General features: G+C 40.2%; 17 protein-coding genes, 1 tRNA gene and 1 pseudogene. 6 read left to right on the top strand and 13 right to left on the bottom strand.

All coding sequences use genetic code 11. From position 1 onward, the window contains the following. The first annotated feature begins 150 nt into the window (after positions 1–150). Complete coding sequence (locus PUQ00_RS27830; protein WP_300422675.1) at positions 151–1,404, top strand: MFS transporter; 1,254 nt, start codon at positions 151–153, stop codon at positions 1,402–1,404. Positions 1,405–1,442: 38 nt separating this feature from the next. On the opposite strand, the gene PUQ00_RS27825 is transcribed toward PUQ00_RS27830, so the two are convergent. Further along, positions 1,443–1,516 (bottom strand) — tRNA-Arg (locus tag PUQ00_RS27825). Positions 1,517–1,552: 36 nt separating this feature from the next. On the opposite strand from PUQ00_RS27825, the gene moaC reads away from it, so the two are divergent. Both moaC and PUQ00_RS27815 read left to right on the top strand, forming a co-directional pair. Continuing rightward, the gene (moaC, locus tag PUQ00_RS27820; protein WP_300422680.1) at positions 1,553–2,044 is read left to right on the top strand and encodes a cyclic pyranopterin monophosphate synthase MoaC; all 492 of its coding nucleotides are present in this window, start codon (positions 1,553–1,555) and stop codon (positions 2,042–2,044) included. 561 nt (positions 2,045–2,605) lie between these two features. Then, positions 2,606–3,052 (top strand): hypothetical protein, encoded by a 447-nt coding sequence (locus PUQ00_RS27815; RefSeq protein WP_300422673.1) that lies wholly within the window; start codon positions 2,606–2,608, stop codon positions 3,050–3,052. Between the two features lie 138 nt (positions 3,053–3,190). Here the strand turns inward: PUQ00_RS27815 and PUQ00_RS27810 are convergent, their stop codons facing one another. The 4 genes from PUQ00_RS27810 to PUQ00_RS27795 form a co-directional block, all read right to left on the bottom strand. Then, on the bottom strand, positions 3,191–3,853 hold the full coding sequence (locus PUQ00_RS27810; protein WP_300422672.1) for a class I SAM-dependent methyltransferase: 663 nt from the start codon (positions 3,851–3,853) through the stop codon (positions 3,191–3,193). 88 nt (positions 3,854–3,941) lie between these two features. Beyond that, positions 3,942–4,661 (bottom strand): phenylalanine--tRNA ligase beta subunit-related protein, encoded by a 720-nt coding sequence (locus tag PUQ00_RS27805; RefSeq protein WP_300422671.1) that lies wholly within the window; start codon positions 4,659–4,661, stop codon positions 3,942–3,944. A 74-nt stretch (positions 4,662–4,735) separates the two neighbouring features. Further along, positions 4,736–5,326, bottom strand: a complete 591-nt coding sequence (locus PUQ00_RS27800; RefSeq protein WP_300422669.1) for a siderophore biosynthesis protein — start codon at positions 5,324–5,326, stop codon at positions 4,736–4,738. 13 nt (positions 5,327–5,339) lie between these two features. Beyond that, entirely contained in the window at positions 5,340–5,786 is a 447-nt protein-coding gene (locus PUQ00_RS27795; protein ID WP_300422668.1) for a hypothetical protein, read from the bottom strand. An 874-nt stretch (positions 5,787–6,660) separates the two neighbouring features. Here PUQ00_RS27795 and dxs point away from each other — a divergent pair. Then, positions 6,661–8,568 carry a 1-deoxy-D-xylulose-5-phosphate synthase gene (dxs, locus tag PUQ00_RS27790; RefSeq protein WP_300422667.1) on the top strand — a complete coding sequence of 636 codons (1,908 nt, stop codon included), beginning with the start codon at positions 6,661–6,663 and terminating at the stop codon, positions 8,566–8,568. Between the two features lie 338 nt (positions 8,569–8,906). Here the strand turns inward: dxs and PUQ00_RS27785 are convergent, their stop codons facing one another. The 4 genes and pseudogenes from PUQ00_RS27785 to PUQ00_RS27770 all read right to left on the bottom strand — a co-directional run. Then, positions 8,907–9,248 (bottom strand): hypothetical protein, encoded by a 342-nt coding sequence (locus PUQ00_RS27785; RefSeq protein ID WP_300422665.1) that lies wholly within the window; start codon positions 9,246–9,248, stop codon positions 8,907–8,909. A 24-nt stretch (positions 9,249–9,272) separates the two neighbouring features. Next, the gene (locus PUQ00_RS27780; protein WP_300422664.1) at positions 9,273–9,476 is read right to left on the bottom strand and encodes a type I secretion C-terminal target domain-containing protein; all 204 of its coding nucleotides are present in this window, start codon (positions 9,474–9,476) and stop codon (positions 9,273–9,275) included. Positions 9,477–9,494: 18 nt separating this feature from the next. Then, positions 9,495–9,653, bottom strand: coding sequence for a hypothetical protein (locus tag PUQ00_RS27775; protein ID WP_300422678.1), 159 nt, complete (start codon positions 9,651–9,653; stop codon positions 9,495–9,497). A 50-nt stretch (positions 9,654–9,703) separates the two neighbouring features. Next, positions 9,704–9,856 (bottom strand): annotated as a pseudogene (locus PUQ00_RS27770) (IS701 family transposase); the annotation flags it as partial. 174 nt (positions 9,857–10,030) lie between these two features. Between PUQ00_RS27770 and PUQ00_RS27765 the strand changes: the two are divergent. Both PUQ00_RS27765 and PUQ00_RS27760 read left to right on the top strand, forming a co-directional pair. Continuing rightward, the gene (locus PUQ00_RS27765) at positions 10,031–10,171 is read left to right on the top strand and encodes a hypothetical protein (RefSeq protein ID WP_300422662.1); all 141 of its coding nucleotides are present in this window, start codon (positions 10,031–10,033) and stop codon (positions 10,169–10,171) included. A 522-nt stretch (positions 10,172–10,693) separates the two neighbouring features. Next, on the top strand, positions 10,694–11,377 hold the full coding sequence (locus tag PUQ00_RS27760) for a hypothetical protein (RefSeq protein ID WP_300422661.1): 684 nt from the start codon (positions 10,694–10,696) through the stop codon (positions 11,375–11,377). A gap of 261 nt (positions 11,378–11,638) precedes the next feature. Here PUQ00_RS27760 and PUQ00_RS27755 read toward each other — a convergent pair whose 3' ends face one another. The 4 genes from PUQ00_RS27755 to PUQ00_RS27740 all read right to left on the bottom strand — a co-directional run. Then, entirely contained in the window at positions 11,639–11,902 is a 264-nt protein-coding gene (locus PUQ00_RS27755; RefSeq protein WP_335029557.1) for a hypothetical protein, read from the bottom strand. A 98-nt stretch (positions 11,903–12,000) separates the two neighbouring features. Further along, on the bottom strand, positions 12,001–12,717 hold the full coding sequence (locus PUQ00_RS27750) for a hypothetical protein (RefSeq protein WP_300422659.1): 717 nt from the start codon (positions 12,715–12,717) through the stop codon (positions 12,001–12,003). 63 nt (positions 12,718–12,780) lie between these two features. Further along, positions 12,781–13,638, bottom strand: coding sequence for a DUF2235 domain-containing protein (locus PUQ00_RS27745; protein ID WP_300422676.1), 858 nt, complete (start codon positions 13,636–13,638; stop codon positions 12,781–12,783). 90 nt (positions 13,639–13,728) lie between these two features. Beyond that, positions 13,729–17,545 (bottom strand): hypothetical protein (locus tag PUQ00_RS27740; RefSeq protein WP_300422658.1); only part of this gene is annotated, 3,817 nt, incomplete at its 5' end.

Here is a 17,545-nt window from a genome sequence, read left to right as displayed (position 1 = left end):
ATTGGGCATTGGGCATTGGGCATTGGGCATTGGGCATTGGGCATTGGGCATTGGTAAACAGTCAAAAGTAAATATTGGTTTACTCTTAACTGTTAACTGTTAACTGTTAACTCCTAACTAATCAAAAAAACTCATTAAATTGCATCTACCTTGAAAGCATTTAATACCTTTAACGCCGAACTGCGGCGCAACCTGCTTATTTTATTTACAGCAGGTTTATTATTCTGGTCGAGCATCGCTTCGCTCTTACCAACCCTACCGCTTTACATCGATGATGTGGGCGCAAGCAAACAAGAAATTGGGCTTGTGATGGGCAGTTTCGCTATTGGGTTATTGCTATCTCGCCCAATGCTGGGACGATTAGCCGATGAACGTGGTCGAAAAATTGTCTTGTTGATTGGTACGATAGTAGCTGCGATCGCACCCTTTGGTTACTTGGCAACCAAATCACTTTGGCTATTAATCTTGGTGCGGATTTTTCACGGCATTAGCGTTGCCGCTTTTACCACTGGCTACAGTGCCTTAATCGCAGATTTAGCGCCATCCGAAACTCGTGGTGAAATCATTGGTTACATGACCTTAGCAACTCCCTTGGGTTTAGCAATTGGCCCTGCCTTGGGTGGGTATTTAGAAGCTACAAGTGGTTACGGGATATTATTTCTCTTCTGTGCCGAATTGGGGTTTGTCGCCCTCTTGGGGATTGTTCAAGTCACTAATCCACCAGTGCAGACACAACAGCAAACTGAAGAAAACGAGCGCAACTTTTGGCAAATTTTGAGCAGTCCACAGGTAAAAGTTCCAACTATAGTTATGTTGTTGGTTGGTTTGTCCCTCGGTGCTGTACATACTTTTGTGTCGTTATTCCTCAAATCCACTGATGTGGACTTCAATGGCGGACTGTTTTTTACAGCTTCGGCAATTTCTAGTTTTAGTATCAGGGTGTTTGCTGGTAAGGCAAGCGATCGCTTAGGTCGTGGTTTGTTTATCACCTTTGGTATTTTTTGCTACTTTTTAGCGTTAATACTGCTGTGGCAGGCTGACAGCGCCATCGTGTTTTTACTGGCTGCGATCGCTGAAGGTGCTGGTGGTGGTACACTGATCTCGATGATGATCACGATGATGGCAGACCGCTCACTGCCAGAAAAACGGGGGCAAATTTTTGCTATATGTATAGCTGGACTTGACTTAGGGATTGCGATCGCTGCTCCGATTCTGGGTACTATAGCAGAACTTGTAGGCTACCGGAATATGTTTGGCTACGGTGCTGTGATCACTTCTGTGGCACTTATGATCTTCCTCACCCAATCAAGCAAAGACCTATCTAATTCCCTGCGCTTTGCACTAGGTCTAGCTCCAGATACCTACGCCTTGAACAATTTAAAAATTAGGAGTGAGGAACTTTAATTTCTCACTCCCAAATTTCAACTCTTAACTTTCAAAAACGGGCGAGGAGGGATTTGAACCCCCGACACCGTGGTCCGTAGCCACGTGCTCTAGTCCACTGAGCTACACGCCCTCATCGACAATCTATATTAACACGTTCTAATAAATGATGCAAGATAATTTTCCATGTAATTTTGCCAACTTAACCCATCTAGATCACCAAGGACAGGCACAGATGGTGGATGTGTCTGATAAAGTACCCACTATCCGCCAAGCAGTAGCCGAGGCCAATGTGCGGATGCTGCCAGCCACCTTCGCTGCTATTCAAGCCGGAAATGTCCCAAAAGGCGATGTGTTGGCAACTGCAAGATTGGCTGGGATTATGGCAGCCAAGCAAACAGCCACTTTAATTCCTCTGTGTCATCCCTTGCCTTTGCAAAAAATCGCAGTCGAGATTATACCCGATCCGCAACTACCTGGTTATCAAATTCAAGCCACAGTCAAAACCAAAGCTGAAACTGGTGTAGAGATGGAAGCTTTAACTGCCGTTTCTGTGGCTGCCCTGACTCTATACGATATGGCAAAAGCCTTAGAAAAGTCGATTCAAATTGAATCGATTCGTTTAATCAGTAAAAGTGGCGGGAAATCAGGAGATTATTAAGAGCCAGAGCAATAACAATTCAAAATTCAAAATGACGCTCTCTACGAACGCGAATAGCGTGTCGAAGACAGACGCTCTAGCTTGCTTCTGGGTAGGAGTACGCGGACTCGCTGTCCGTGGCGTTTACAAAGACACGCTCAAAAACCAAGTCGATGCTTCCGCTAAACAACTGCTTAGGGACTGACAAATAAAAAAATACTCAATTACTTGTTGTGGGGTGGGCGACACGAGAGCCTGTAGCCAAGGGTGGACAAGATGTCCACCCCACAATATTGGATAATTTATTTGTTGGAAGTCCCTTAACGGTAAACACTTGCAAAACAAGCTGATGTCCAAGGTTGCGAATGTTCTGTTTCGAGAGTTATCGCTCATGCCCAAAAGCTCTCAACTGTTTAATTTGATCCTTGATTATCAGGAAAAATCTTTACTTAAAATTGAATCTATCAAAATAGGGAATTTCTTTAACAACTTATGACGCAAAAACCTCTATCTAGAGAAGGATATGGCTAATCAGCTAAATGAAGTAAAAATAATGTACTAAATCACATGAGATTGTATTCAATGAAACTGAATTATTTTACAAAACAGCTCTCCACAGTAAAACGCTGGATGGCTACAACACTGTTTTGTATGTTAGCGATCGCTTTCGTTTGGCAAGGTGCATTTTTATCGAACACTTCAGCAATGGCTGCTCCTACTGCCACCTTGATCGCATCAGCAGACGCAGGCGATAAAGTTCAAGAAAAAACCAGTAAGGATGCTGGACGAGCCAAAAATTTCATTGATGATACGGCAGATAAAGTTAAGGAAGCTGCCAAGAGCAACGCCAGTAAAGTTGATGAAGCAACAGACAATGGTAGTTTTGCTGAACGCAAAGCCAAGAAAGATGCAGCTACAATTCAGAGAAGAGCAGACGAAGATTCGACTCGCACTAAAGAAGCAGTAGATAAGACAAAGAATGTTGTTGAACGCGCTGTTGATAGCATCAAGGATGCTTTTGGTAACTAGAGAAGACATCTACTGAAAATAAGGTAGGCACGATTCGTGAATTGTGCCTACCAAAGACTTCGAGCAATGCAAAATTAATTTCTGGAGATGGCTATTGCTAACACCAGAAAATTTTCTTTTTGTCAATAAATAGTAGGGTTAACTACGCTTCCTGATTAAAGTTAGCCCATCCGCGATCGGTAGAACGGTGATATCAATCCGTTCATCTTTGTAAAGTTTTTCATTCAGTAATCGAAGGGCTACGGTTTCAGTATCTTGATATTCGTGATCAATTACCCTCCCAGACCAAAGCACATTATCAATGATAATTAATCCGCCAGCATGTATTAACTGTAGTGCCCGTTCATAATAATTGAGATAATTTTCTTTGTCTGCATCAAGAAAAATCAAATCAAAAGTTCCGGCTTCAGAGTTGCTTAATAAAGCATCTAGTGTCTGTAGTGCGGGGGCAACCCGCAAGTCAATTTTGTTGGCTACGCCTGCTTGCTGCCAATAGCGTTGAGCGATATTTGTCCATTCTTCACTAATGTCACAGGCAATAATCCGACCTTCAGGTGGTAACGCTAAGGCAAACCAGAGTGCGCTGTAACCAGTAAACACACCGATCTCAATGATTTTTTTGGCATTTATCAACTGAGCAAGAAACGCCATAAATTGACCTTGTTCGGCTGGAATTTGCATCCTAGCATCTGGCAATTTTACTGTGTCTTCCCGGATTTGACGTAAAATATCAGATTCGTGTAGTGAGATTGTTAAGATATAATCACGTATCACTTCAGGTATTTGCCAATTTTTCAGCATTTCAATCTTTCCTCAAAAGTTAGATATTTGATAGAATAACTGCTCGATATTTAGGGAACAGAAAAATTTTACTCCGATATGCGATCGCTTAGTTTTCTAATTTATAAAAGGGGTTTTCGGGCGATAGAAGGGTTGTTTGCACCTGAGCGTTACAGAATTTTGCTAACATTTGGGCCACGGAATTTCGAGTTGTAATAGCTCGGTCTTCGCTGTTTTCTCCGAGAGCATCAATATTCATTACAATCACTTGAGTTGTTTCTGTAATCCGGGTTTTATGTCCATTGCGCCAATTCCAGCGACGACACATCACTTCTCCTGACTCAGCAGCAACATAAATTACTTCCCCAACATCAGGATTTTCAATGGTTTCTGGTAGTCCTATCGGAGTAAAACGTTCATTGCCATTGCTATAACGCAGTTCTAAAAGAGTTCCTGCACTTGCTAAGTCATCTCTTCCTACAGGAATGACATCTCGGATAGAGTTGATATTCATAATGGCAACGACCTTATTGATAAAAGGAATAGACGTGCCTGATTTTTGAACTCGTTTGAGCAAATTGCGATGAGCTGGGATAAATTTATTGAAATTTGAGCCAAATTGACGATGAGCTTCATCCCAATCAGTAATCCGAGGATCTGTTTTTAAATCAATGGGATGCACAGATGCTTGACTAATGACTTCATTGAGCGTATTTTCTAAGCTCTCCGAATGCCCTTGGTTTTGTAGTTGTGTTGCAATGACGATTCCTCGGCGAAAGGTGGGATAGCTATTGAAGATTACTTCATCAATACGGATGGTTGCATTCATGATGATTTTCCTGATCAGTTTAGAATCCGCTTAATTCTACTAGGAATAACTTCAAAGGATTGCTCCTAGCAAAATTAAGCGGATTGATGATCAAACCGATAACCTGACATTACCCGATGTTGGGGATCGAGTAACCGTTCACGATTTTTCTCAAATTGCTCTAAGGTCTCAACCGCAGATTTTTTGGCAGAAATTCCGACTGAATTTGAACGTATACTAGCTGTTTCGCCACCCCCAAACTTAGAACAAACTGCCTTATGGGCGTGAGCTAAACTTCTGTAGGCTAGAACAAACCGTTCATGACTCGATTCAAGTTCCGGGGGGAGATTTTCAAAAATCGGCTTCAATCGCATCCAAATTGCCACCAGGAAAAAATGATCCCACAACATTAAACCACTAAAGTCATGAGACTCAACAGAAGGAGGAATCATTGTGGGACGAATCTGCTGGTCATAGTCTACTGGATTAAAACTCGCTGCCAGTTCCATCGCTGCACCAGAGGCTAACATGAGAGTGGCAGCAGATTCTAATTCTGCTTGAGCTAAAGCGAGATTTTCGTTAATCATTGCTTGCTCAAACCGCTGTAACGCAATATTTAAAGCTTGAATCATCGAAAAAAACGACCAATGAAGTTTTTTCCAAATCTCTAATGATTGTGGTGACATTTAGCTATTCTTCTCAAAATACAGTAAACACTCTTGTAAGTAACTTTATATACTCCTGATAGCCCTTCTTTAAATCGATGACTTTGCTAGAGTTAAAGTCCTTCGACTCAGAGAGCAACAAAAATTCTCGAAGGGCAATAAGGAGACTAGAAACAAGAACAATAGCAGTATCCTCAGTTTGAACATGGACTATTTGAAAGTAGCGATCAAAGTCGTCGATTTTTTCTAAACTTAAAAAGCTATTATGAGTTAATGGATCATTAACTGGCGCTCGCTTTGTTTCCCCTAGAATGATTAAGGCTTGATTAAGCTTATCCCCTGCTAAGTCAGCACAAGAATGGTTAAGCGCTTCCAATATCAACTTGAGTGCCTCAGACACTCGCTCATTGGTCTGATAACTCAGGGTTAACTGAGTCGGTAATTGCTGAGGAGTGAGCAAATTAAGATATTCAGATTCCATCGCCGCTCTCGTGATCTAATTGGAGTAAATATTTAATTGCTGGCAACAGATTTGTTAAATAACCATAAAGTTTTGTCATTATGCAGCTAATATTTTTACATTAGCTTCATAAAGTATGAGACCTTAATTTCCAACTATCAAAATCACCCTGAGAGGCTTTTGGCTCTACTCTATCAGTAAAATACTCAGAAATTTTACATAAAGGGAAGGATAAAATTTACTAATTAATTTACGAATATTAATTTACTAAACAAATACTCACAATTTAGATAAAATAACTAAGTGATTTTACATACAAACTTGTCGCACCCAGTTAAATTAAGTAAGTAGGTGAGAATAAATCAAAGTATGTTATGTAATCTTAAAAAAATAACTAGAGCCGTAGAGAGGGCTAAAGCCCTTATTACAAACCTTTAATTCTTAACACCGTTCTATTTAGCGATCGCTGAGAAAATTAGCTGGTGTTACTGAAGAAGAAAAGAAATAATTGCTAAATATTCATCAGCAATTAAGCTGAATTTTACTGAGTTATAAATGAGATATTTAACTTGATTTTTTACTAGCTTAAAATGGCAAAAGTGAGTAATCTACTTAAGGTATTTCCCCAAACTGCCGCGAAAAACTTGTTTTTATATACTGGCTACACAATATTTTTAAGTAGTATTACTTATTGACAAATGCGTTATAGCTTTGAATAATTGTAACCTTATTTGAAGAATTGTAAATGGGTAACAAATTTTTCACCATTATCAATTACGAAGTTATACTTTCCACTACAACTTAGTAACAATGTAAGAGTTTGATTATGTGGACAACCCGACCGTGGGAAAATCAAAATACCGAAACTAGAACTTAGAGAGGAAAACCCTATAATATGCATTTGAGCGAAATCACCCATCCTAATCAGTTGCACGGTTTATCTGTTCGCCAACTGCAACAGATTGCCCGTCAGATTCGAGATAAGCATCTCCAAACGGTAGCAGTTAATGGTGGACACTTGGGGCCAGGGTTGGGTGTTGTCGAATTAACACTAGGACTTTACCAGACACTGGACTTAGATCGGGATAAAGTGATTTGGGATGTAGGACACCAGGCTTATCCCCACAAACTGCTGACAGGACGCTACGATCGCTTCCACACCCTCAGACAAAAAAACGGAGTTGCAGGTTATCTCAAACGCTGTGAAAACAAGTTTGACCACTTTGGGGCTGGACATGCTTCTACAAGTATTTCAGCAGCATTGGGCATGGCTTTAGCGCGAGACTTAAAAGGAGAAAAATTTAAAGCCGTTGCTGTTATTGGCGATGGGGCGCTGACTGGGGGTATGGCTTTAGAAGCGATCAACCATGCCGGACACTTGCCGAAAACTAACCTGTTGGTTGTTCTCAATGACAACGACATGTCTATATCTCGCAACGTCGGCGCGATTCCCCGCTACCTGAACAAAATGCGCCTCAGTCAACCGGTGCAGTTTATTAAAGATAATCTTGAGGAACAGCTTAAGCAAATTCCCTTCGTTGGCGAATCCCTGTCTCCCGAACTTGGACGCATCAAAGAAGGTATGAAGCGCTTGGCTGTTCCTAAAGTAGGTGCAGTTTTTGAAGAACTCGGCTTTACCTATATTGGGCCAGTGGATGGGCATAATCTCGAAGAATTAATTGCCACCTTCCAACAGGCACATCAGATCCCCGGCCCAGTTTTGGTACATGTAGCAACAATCAAGGGCAAAGGCTATGAAATTGCCGAACTAGATCAAGTTGGCTACCACGCCCAAAGCCCCTTCAACGTAGCAACTGGCAAAGCCATTCCTTCCACTAAACCCAAACCCCCGGCTTATGCCAAAGTCTTTTCTCATACTCTGGTGAAACTTGCCGAACAAAACCCGAAAATCATCGGGATCACTGCGGCAATGGCAACGGGGACAGGCTTAGATAAACTTCAAGCAAAACTGCCCAATCAATATATTGATGTCGGCATTGCCGAACAACACGCGATTACCCTAGCAGCAGGACTTGCAACTCAGGGAATGCGCCCGATCGCCGTTATTTATTCTACCTTCCTGCAACGCGCCTATGACCAGATAATTCACGATGTCTGCATCCAAAGCCTGCCAGTATTCTTCTGCTTGGATCGCGCAGGAATTGTCGGTGCTGATGGCCCTACCCACCAAGGTATGTATGACATCGCCTATCTGCGTTGCATTCCCAACATGGTTATGATGGCACCCAAAGACGAAGCAGAACTCCAACGCATGGTAGTAACTGGCGTTAACCATACCAGCGGCCCGATCGCTATGCGCTACCCTCGCGGCAATGGCTACGGTGTCCCCTTGATGGAAGAAGGTTGGGAACCTTTGGAAATCGGCAAAGGAGAAATTCTGCGTACAGGCGATAACGTGTTAATCATCGCCTATGGCACAATGGTCTATCCAGGAATGCAAGCGGCTGAAATTCTCAGTGAACATGGCATTGAAGCAACTGTAATTAATGCCCGTTTCGTTAAGCCTTTGGATACCGAGTTGATTTTGCCTTTGGCTAAGAAAATCGGCCGCGTCATCACCCTAGAAGAAGGTTGTATCATGGGTGGCTTTGGTAGTGCGATCGCTGAAGCCTTGTTAGATGCAGATATTCTAGTTCCTGTCAAGCGATTCGGTGTACCAGATGTGTTAGTAGATCACGCTGAACCCAATGAATCTAAGACAGAATTAGGTTTAACTAGTCATCAAATAGCAGAGAGAGTGTTGCAAGCTTTCTTTAAGCAGCAAGTATCTGCTGTGGTTTAGTTAATTCTTTGTAGTAATAAATCGCCCACACCTGAGTTCACAAGTGTGGGCGATCGCTTATGAAAACTATTCGACAGTAACTTGAACGTGAGTTCGACAAATCTTGTTTGACCTCTCCCCCAACCCCTCGACCTTGGCGTCAGCCTGCCGTTAGGCAAGCCCAGAGGGGAGTAAAAAGCTTAATTTTTCATTGCCCCTCCCTTTCCGTTTCGGAGAGGGAGGCTGTCCGGGAGAGGTTCATCGAACTCACGTTAAACATGGTATTTGTGTAGTGTTTTGTGAAAATTAGTACATTTGATGGAAGGCAATTTGGTTTTTGTCGAATGCTGAAAAGCAGGTCACAAGTTTTTTTTAAGTTTTGTTACCTCATCAACAGGTTTACTTTTAAATAATTCATAACAAATTTGTGTTCCGAAAATTGGTGGAAAGTAACCAGAATCAGTTCCTCGTTCATCAGGAGGTTTAAAAAAGGTTTTGTGTTTGGAGAAGTAGCTCTGTTGCTCCTGAATCTTATATCTAAGATGGTTTTCTGCTTCTTTCTCAAGTCTTGATATCTTTTCATCCATTGCCTTATTTTCGTCTTCATTATTACACCCAGCAAAAAGGAAGCTTAGTGGAATAATGATAAAAACTAAGAATCTTAGAAAAAAGTAAAGAAACAAGTTTTTTGTTAATGTCATTTGTACCTGCGACAAGCTGCTAGCTTAAAACAAGAAGTTGTTAGTGTTGTTCAGTTGAGCAACAGTCAGGTTTTGCAAAGTAACTAACGATGTAGGACGCTGACTACCATTCCCATCTGGATCAATTTGAAGGATGGCATTATTTCCAGAGGAGCCAAACTTAACGTAGCTGTCGGCGATGGGGTTGGAACCACTATAACCAAGACTCTTCAGTAGTTCGGTAATCACAATTTTGTCGGAGCCTACCTAAAAGTCAGTAATAGTGTCACCAGCATCACGAATATTAGTATAGACAAACTGGTCATTACCACCGCCGCCAGTTAGAATATCTTGACCTTGAAAGCCAGTGATAATGTTATCAGCATCATTACCCGTAATGACATCACGACCAGATGTACCTTTAATATTATTGTCAGGTTAGCTAATCCCCCTAAATACTTTAATTGTCGTTTTTATAACTCTAATAAAAAGGATGTATTGTTGTCATATCCAGCATCTACAATTACTATCCCTGGTTGATAACCTCTTTGAAGCGCCAGGTCTATCAAATTAATTGCTAATTCTGGTTTTTTCTCAAATTCTGGTTTTTTTTTACCTTCGGGTAAAGAATCATTTCTCTTTCATTTGGAGTTACTTTGACGTGAAGGCTATGCTAGTCAAGCACTATACTCCTTTTTGATCTTTTTTTTGTTTAAGTCCCGATATTATTAGATTGTGAAAAATTTAGCGATCGCCTACGGAATTCTAGTTATGAGTAAGTTGGCACAAAAAAATCAAACTATGTGAATAAAAATGAAGCCCTTACTGATGCTGAACTACAACCACTGGGCGCTGATTCTGATTTAGAAAAGTTCTGGAATCTGTTCAATAGTGTTTTTGGTACACAATACAATCGTACTATCGCTATAAGTGTGCGATCGTAGTGGCAAGCTAGTGATTTTAGTCAATTACCTAAAATCATGAGGTACTAAATAATTACTCCAATTAACTTTGATAGTAGCTCGATTGTCTGTATAGTAAATCTAGTTAATGAGCATAATTCATATACCATCAATTTAATAGCAGCATCAATGTATTAGCATCTGATGACTAAATAAACTTAGGGACTTGTATCCTTTTTTGTTTCGGTCATTCTATAAAAAAGTGGTAATTTTAACAAAGTATGTTCAGTTTAATTCCCCAGTAAGACAGACACTTCTGTTTTGATGCCTAATTAAAATCCCCGTCACAAAACGTAATTGCGAACTTGTACTGAGCGCAGCCTCTCGTAGAGAAGTATTACGAATTGCGAATTGCGAATTGGTTTAATGGTGCTTGTACCAAAATTATCCAGGTTTTTTAAAGATAATAATTAATATTTGATATCAAATATTTAGCTACAAAGTATGATGCAATATCTATTAGATCATGCGTCAATATTAAACCCAAAAAAGCACAGTAAAACTATGGCTATTCAAGGAACAAACAATAACGATAATTTAGTCGGTACTTCTGGAAATGATACTATTGAAGGCTTAAAGGGGAATGATACCCTTTCTGGGCTAGGTGGAAATGATCAATTATCAGGTGGTGCTGGAAGTGATATTTTGTATGGTGGTGCGGGTAAAGATCAATTTGTCTTAGAGTATTTTGATGGTTCTATTGGGGCCCAAGACGAAGATATCGTCACTGATTTTAAGAAGGGAGAAGACCAAATTGATGTTAGAAGTATTGGCATCAGTGACTTCAATACTATTTTACTTCTCACAAGTGATGATGTAGATGGTAATGCTGTCATTAACACAAGCTATAAGTTCTATGACAGTGATAATTATTATCGCCTGAAAATCAATGACATTAGCAAAAGTAAATTACAAGCTAGTGATTTCAATTTCAAGAGTGCAGTTGTTAATGACACCATTACAGGAACTAATTACGATGATGATTTGTTTGGTGGTTTAGGTAACGATAGCCTGCAAGGTGAGCGTGGTAATGACCGTTTATTTGGTGAGCAGGGAGATGACAAATTATCAGGTGGTGCTGGAAGTGATATTTTGTATGGTGGTGCGGGTAAAGATCAATTTGTCTTAGAGTATTTTGATGGTTCTATTGGGGCCCAAGACGAAGATATCGTCACTGATTTTAAGTAGGCAATCCTAATATTACTTTGAATAGTAGCAATTTCAGCCTGATTGCCTAAAACACCAATTCGGTAATCTTAGAAGAACCTCTCTCCCAACCCCTCTTTGCTTCGGAAAGGGCTAGGGAGTCAGGTTTCGCCCATACAAATTTTCCCAGTACCCAGTTCAATCAGCAGCAACGCTGATTGAAAATATGAATTAGCCTCACCCAAAGGCACAAAGAGACAAAGAAAAAGAAGCTTATTTATAGTTAATAATTCTTGTGAAAAATCAGACAGTTGGTTCCTGATATTTGACTTCTCGTTTTTGATGACGGTTATTAGCAACGATAGGATAAACAATGCTGCGTAACCGATTGATTGCACCGACAGGACGATGCACCGCTAGACCATTCCCAGGAGAAAAACTGAGATTTTCCCCAAAGTCATTTTCTTTGGGAGAATTAACTTTCTGATGCTTAACTGTTAGGCGACCAACTGTAAAGAAGGGTGATTCCTCTTCATTCCAAACAATGGTGGTATCATCAATAGACATTTCTGGGCTAGTTTGAAATTGGATTTGAAAGTCCCAACTATATTCAGCATCAGGCTTTGCTAAAGCTTGAATGATATCCTCTCGGTAGTAGTTGTCCTCTAAACCTGAGGCTTTGGCACGCTATAAAAGGGAGGATATTCTTCCCCATTAATAATTTGGCTTTTTAGCTTACCGCCTTCATATGATCGCAGCAGGTGTGTAATCTTTGGATTTAACCCATAGACATTGCACATATCGATGTGGTGGTTAGAACTATTCCTGCGTGGATCGTGGCGGTCGGTTCTCAGAAAGCTATCTGTAAACCATTGAACAAAATAGGGGAAAATTAGAGAGGATTTAGGGGAGTATTTCGTTTCCCCAGTTTTGCGATACAAAATCTCCAAATCTTGAATCGGCGGCAGATTTTTTTCAAACTTTTCCGCAGGCGTTAAATTAATGCCGATATAGTTTTCATTGGTCAAGGGTTTCCAATCTAGCGGTGGTAGTTGGAGTCCCGAATATGTTCGATCGATCAACGAATCCCAGGATGTATAGGGAGACATTGTACTAAACGGATATGGACGTGTCGGAATTTTTAAGATAGCATTGTTAGTGAGAGTTTTGTTAACTTTTTTGGCGAGACCTGGGTTGCTTTGAATAAAGTTCCAAACTGGTTTAAAGCCGGTTAAAACAGCCGTCTCAAGCTTGTTTCTAAACCCATCTTTTGATGTGTCTCTTTTTGCAGTCATAATTGTTTCTCCTTTAGAATCGCTTGTTAACTTAATCGTTTGCTTCTGTTTGAAAAGAACGCTAATTACTGCTGATGGTTTTGGCAAGGCAAAAACATCAGTAGTAGGGCTAAGGCAGTAGGCACTCCTTGAAACAAGATTATTAAGAAATTAATTCAGTTTGTCGATAATCTTTTGTAGATTCTTGGGTCGATAGTCTTTGCGACTTTTCAAACGGTTGATCGTGCTTTCATGAATATCTTCAATGACATCGCCGACCTCACGAAACTTGATTCCTGCCAATTTAAAGAATCCAACATCGTTCTTAAAGTCACATTCATAATTGGGGTTAATGCCTGTCGGAATCACACTTGCATCTAAGTCAAGGCCCAATCCCAGGACACCGACAGAATCAATCATCCACTGTAAGGCAGCATCTGATAACCCACTATGTTCTTTCGTTCCACCACCAACGCAGCCGTGCTCACCTGGAAACCACTTTTGAATCACCCGCTGGTTTTCAGCTTCGGGATGCTTTTTCATCGGAGTTACATCAAAGACTTCGCGGATTTCGTCGATCGCCACAGCGTGCAACGCATTCTCAACACATCTATTTAAAGTAGTGTCATGGAATCTATAGCGCTTATTCAGCTGCTCGTTCAACTTGCTGAATGCGGGCATCCCAGGAATCCCAAGGGCACCAACGGTGTCAAAACAACCAATTAAGGTGATAGGGACTCGCTCTCCGTAGTCTTTACGGTATTCGATTGCTTCCTTATCTCTGGGTTTAATATCTCGGTTACGGTAAAGCTCGTAAGCTTCATGTGCTTTGGTGACATGGGGGCGGTCTAAAAGACCAGAGCAATAGATCATTCCCGCTAGACTTCTAACTGTGTTAGCACCGCGACTGAAGCCGAACAGATAGATTTCGTCACCAGGAACATAATTGAGACTAAGAAATCGGTAACAATCTTCTATATTTCTATCGATTCCTAGTCCGGTAGCTCCCCCTAAAACCTTTTGACTGATGCGTAAGTCTTATGCGTTATTGCATTGCTTTAACGCAACCTCTACATCATCGAATTTCAGGCAACTTAGCTTTTAACGGCTTAAGCCTAGTTATTTGTTTGGTGGTAACTGCTGCGGTTGCACAGGTGACAGTGGTGCAGGATTTCCTGAAATAGGTTTGAAGGGCTTGAATGTGTTGATATCTACACAAGCGGTACTATCCAGCTTGGTTCTAAGTTCAGCGCTGAAAGTAACTAGCTGCTCAACAAGAGCCTGGCGATCGGTTAAGCAGCCTTTGATTGCCATTAATTCTCCCAGAGTCCACTCGTAGAGATGTCTATCTGCATTGTTAATAATCACAGTTAGTTCGTTCCTGATTCTCAAGATTTGGTTGAGAAGCTCATCCACCTTAATGTTGATCACATTCGCGACCTGGATATTGAATGACTCTCTATTGCCTATGATGTTGATCACTTCATCCACATACTGTGTAACTAGAGTTATGAATGTCTGATTCCATTCATTGCGGACGTTCTCAATCTTGATGTCAATATCTCTGTAGACGTTATTAATCTTGTTGTTAATTTCACTACTGTTGACAACGAAGTTCAGAATCCTGTTGTTAATTTCACTACTATTGATCACAACGCTCTCAATTTTCTGCTGAATTTGAGAATTATCGCTCAAGATATTCTGAATCTTTTGGGTTATTTGATCGTTATCAAAGATTTGGTTAATTACGATGTTATTGTTGGTTACATTATGCTCTAAGCGCCGATCAATGTACTGATTCAATACATCATTATTATTAACAATGTTCTGAGTAATTAACTTCACGTAATTTTGTAGCTTTTGCTCGTAGGTGTCATCGATTTGCTTGCTGACATACTGATTTATATCAGTATTATTATTGACAATATTCTGAGTAATTAACCTGACAAATGTTTCTCTGCCACCTATTATATTGATCAGTTCATCGACTTGCTGTGTAACCAAACTGATGAATGTCTCATTCCACTCGTTGCGGACATTCTCAATCTTGCTATTAATTTCAGTGCTGTTGGTAACAAGGTTCACAATACTGTTGTTAAGTTCAGTGTTGCTAGTTACGTTTTGCTCTAAGCGTTGGTCAACATAGTGGTTTAATACATCATTATCATTGATAATGTTCTGAGTAATCACTTGAATGTGATTTTGTATCTTTTGATCGAAGCTGTTGTCGATTTCCTGGGTGACGTATTGATTAATCTCAGAATTGTTCACTATATTCTGAGCAATTACGCTGATGTTATTGCGTATTTTTTGTTCAAAGCTTTGGTCAATTTGCTGATCAACATGCTGGTCAATATACTGGTTAAGTTCCGGCTTATTGACGATGTTGTTAATAATTAATTCAACGTTGTTACGTACCTTTTGCTCGAAGCTTTGGTCTATTTCCTGTTTGAAGTATTGATTAATCTCAGAATTGTTGACAATATTCTGAGCAATTACGCTGATATTATTGCGTATCTTTTGCTCAAAGCTTTGGTCGAGTTGCTGATCAACATGCTGGTCAATGTACTGATTGAGTTCCTGTTTATTGATGATATTGTTGATAATTAATTCGATGTTGTTACGTATTTTTTGCTCAAAGCTTTGATCTACTTGCTGATTGACATGCCGATCAATGTACTGATTGAGTTCCTGCTTATTGACAATGTTGTTGATAATTAATCCGACGTTGTTACGTATCTTTTCCTCAAAAGTCTGGTCTATTTGCCGGTCAACATGGCGATCAATGTACTGGTTGAGTTCCTGCTTATTGACAATATTGTTGATAATTAACCCGACGTTGTTACGTATTCTTTGCTCAAAGGTCTGGTCTACGTACTGGTTGATCTGCTGATTAATTTTCTTTGATATCTCAAGGTTGATCTTATCCTCCACAAGCTTGTCTAAGTAGCCAGACCAGCCTTGCAAGTGCTGGTTCAGACTAAACTCCATCTGCTGTATATAGGCATCCATCGAGAATCTGACCTTTGCTATTTCTACAGCCAAATTCTTAAAGTGCTTCTCGTAATTTTTCAGCAGCCAATTTTCGAGCTGATCCCAATACTTAGCCTCCAGCGTCACATCAGCTGCATCTATCACGTTGATAGATGCATTAATCTGCTGTAACTGCTCCTCCCACTTCTTCTTAAACTCGTCTTCGTTAAAACGGAAGGTAAACTCTACCGAGCTGTTCGCACCCACTGCTTCACGATTTACAGACCCACCTGAGCCTTGAATATTTGTAACCGTCTCGGTCGTACTATTTGTAACAGACCCCGTTGTAGCAGTCTTGGTTGTACTATTTGTAACAGATCCTGTTTTAACAGTTGCCTGATTATTCTCCTGCTTTTTATACTTCTCAGTCAGTTCAGTTGCACTTACTGGCTCTATTGTCAGAATAATTTGACCTTCGTTATCATCTTTGTAGGTGTCAAGAAATAAACCTGATAAGCTAGTTTTTTCTTTGACCTCTAAAATTATTTCGTCTTTCAGACCATTCAATGAAAACCAAGTTTCTTCAACTTCAATACCAGTCAGTTTTGTAATAAACTTTCCGCCTTTTGCCCAAATTAAAGCCCAAGGTTCTATATCAAACTTTTTACTATCCGACCAATAGGTGGCATTCCCTTCACGAATTTTTATCTGATAATTTCCAGGTTGTAATTCAACAAAATTGGAACCCTGGTGTTTTAAACTAGACAGATTTGTTTCATCCAAAACATAACAATTGCGTTTGCTGTCTACTGTTAAAGTCTGAGGGCTGAAGAATTGTTTATTACTGGTAATAGAAAGATTAATTGCTCCACTGTTATCAACATTATTGACATCAAAGAACAAGGCGTTGAGAACTACTTTCTTTTTTACTTCTAGCTTTAGACTATCATTATATCCATTTAAGGTTGTCCAGGTCGCACCTACTTCAAAACCTGTATTGTTATTGATAAATGTACTACCATCAGCCCCATATATCCAGAGTAAAACAAAAGGTTCTCCTTCTGTTTTACTCTTGGCATAGCTGTAGCGACCATCAGTAATTTTGATCTCAAAAGTACCTTTCTCGAAAGTAAAGGAAGTTGCAACATTTTGTTGCAGGTTGTTCATTTCATCGCGGTCGATAACGTAACAATTATTTTTGGTATCAATGGTTAAAATACTCATACTTTCTTGCTTGATAACTTTAATTTCTTGAGATTTTGTCTCTTCCGATTTTTCGTTGAAGGTTACTTCCGGAGCGATTTCTGTTATTACTGCCGTAGCTGGTTCAGCTGGTTCATAAATAGTGATACCTGCCCAACGACCGATAGGATCGGTTATGGCAACTAAAGTTCCTTGACCGGTGGTAGTATCAATACTGATTAATTGACCGTCTTTACCTAACTTAAAGAAGTTCCCCGTTACGCCATAAAGAACGTCACCAACAAATTCCATACTGGCAAGATCAGTAAACCCAATATCGCCAATAGTTTTGACTTCACCTGTATCGAGGTTGGAGCTTGCTAATAATTTCTTCTTGTCGTAACCAATTAAGGTAATATAAGCTTTGCCATCAGCGTCAAAGGCAACTTCGCCACAGTTGTAGTTTTTATCAGCTACCGTTACTACTGGTGTACCTTTTCCTGTTTCCAGATTAATACCAATCATTTGTTTAGCAGTTGTAGCGTAGAGGATATGACGCTGGCGATTATATGCTAAACCAGATGTAGCAAAGCCAATATCACCAATTACAGTAGCATCACCTGAATTGAGGTCAATTTTAACTAGCCTCGTCTTATCGCCCTCTCGATCGAGTCCATATAGTTGGGAATCGACAAAAGCAATGTCAGAAATCTCTGTAACTATAGGAATCCTATTTGAGTTTTGAACAAGCTCCGTACATCTGAAGAGTGGCAAAGTCAAA

Source organism: Nostoc sp. S13, assembly GCF_029379315.1.
Classification (GTDB): Bacteria; Cyanobacteriota; Cyanobacteriia; order Cyanobacteriales; family Nostocaceae; genus Nostoc.
This window is presented reverse-complemented; position numbering and strand designations above follow the sequence as displayed.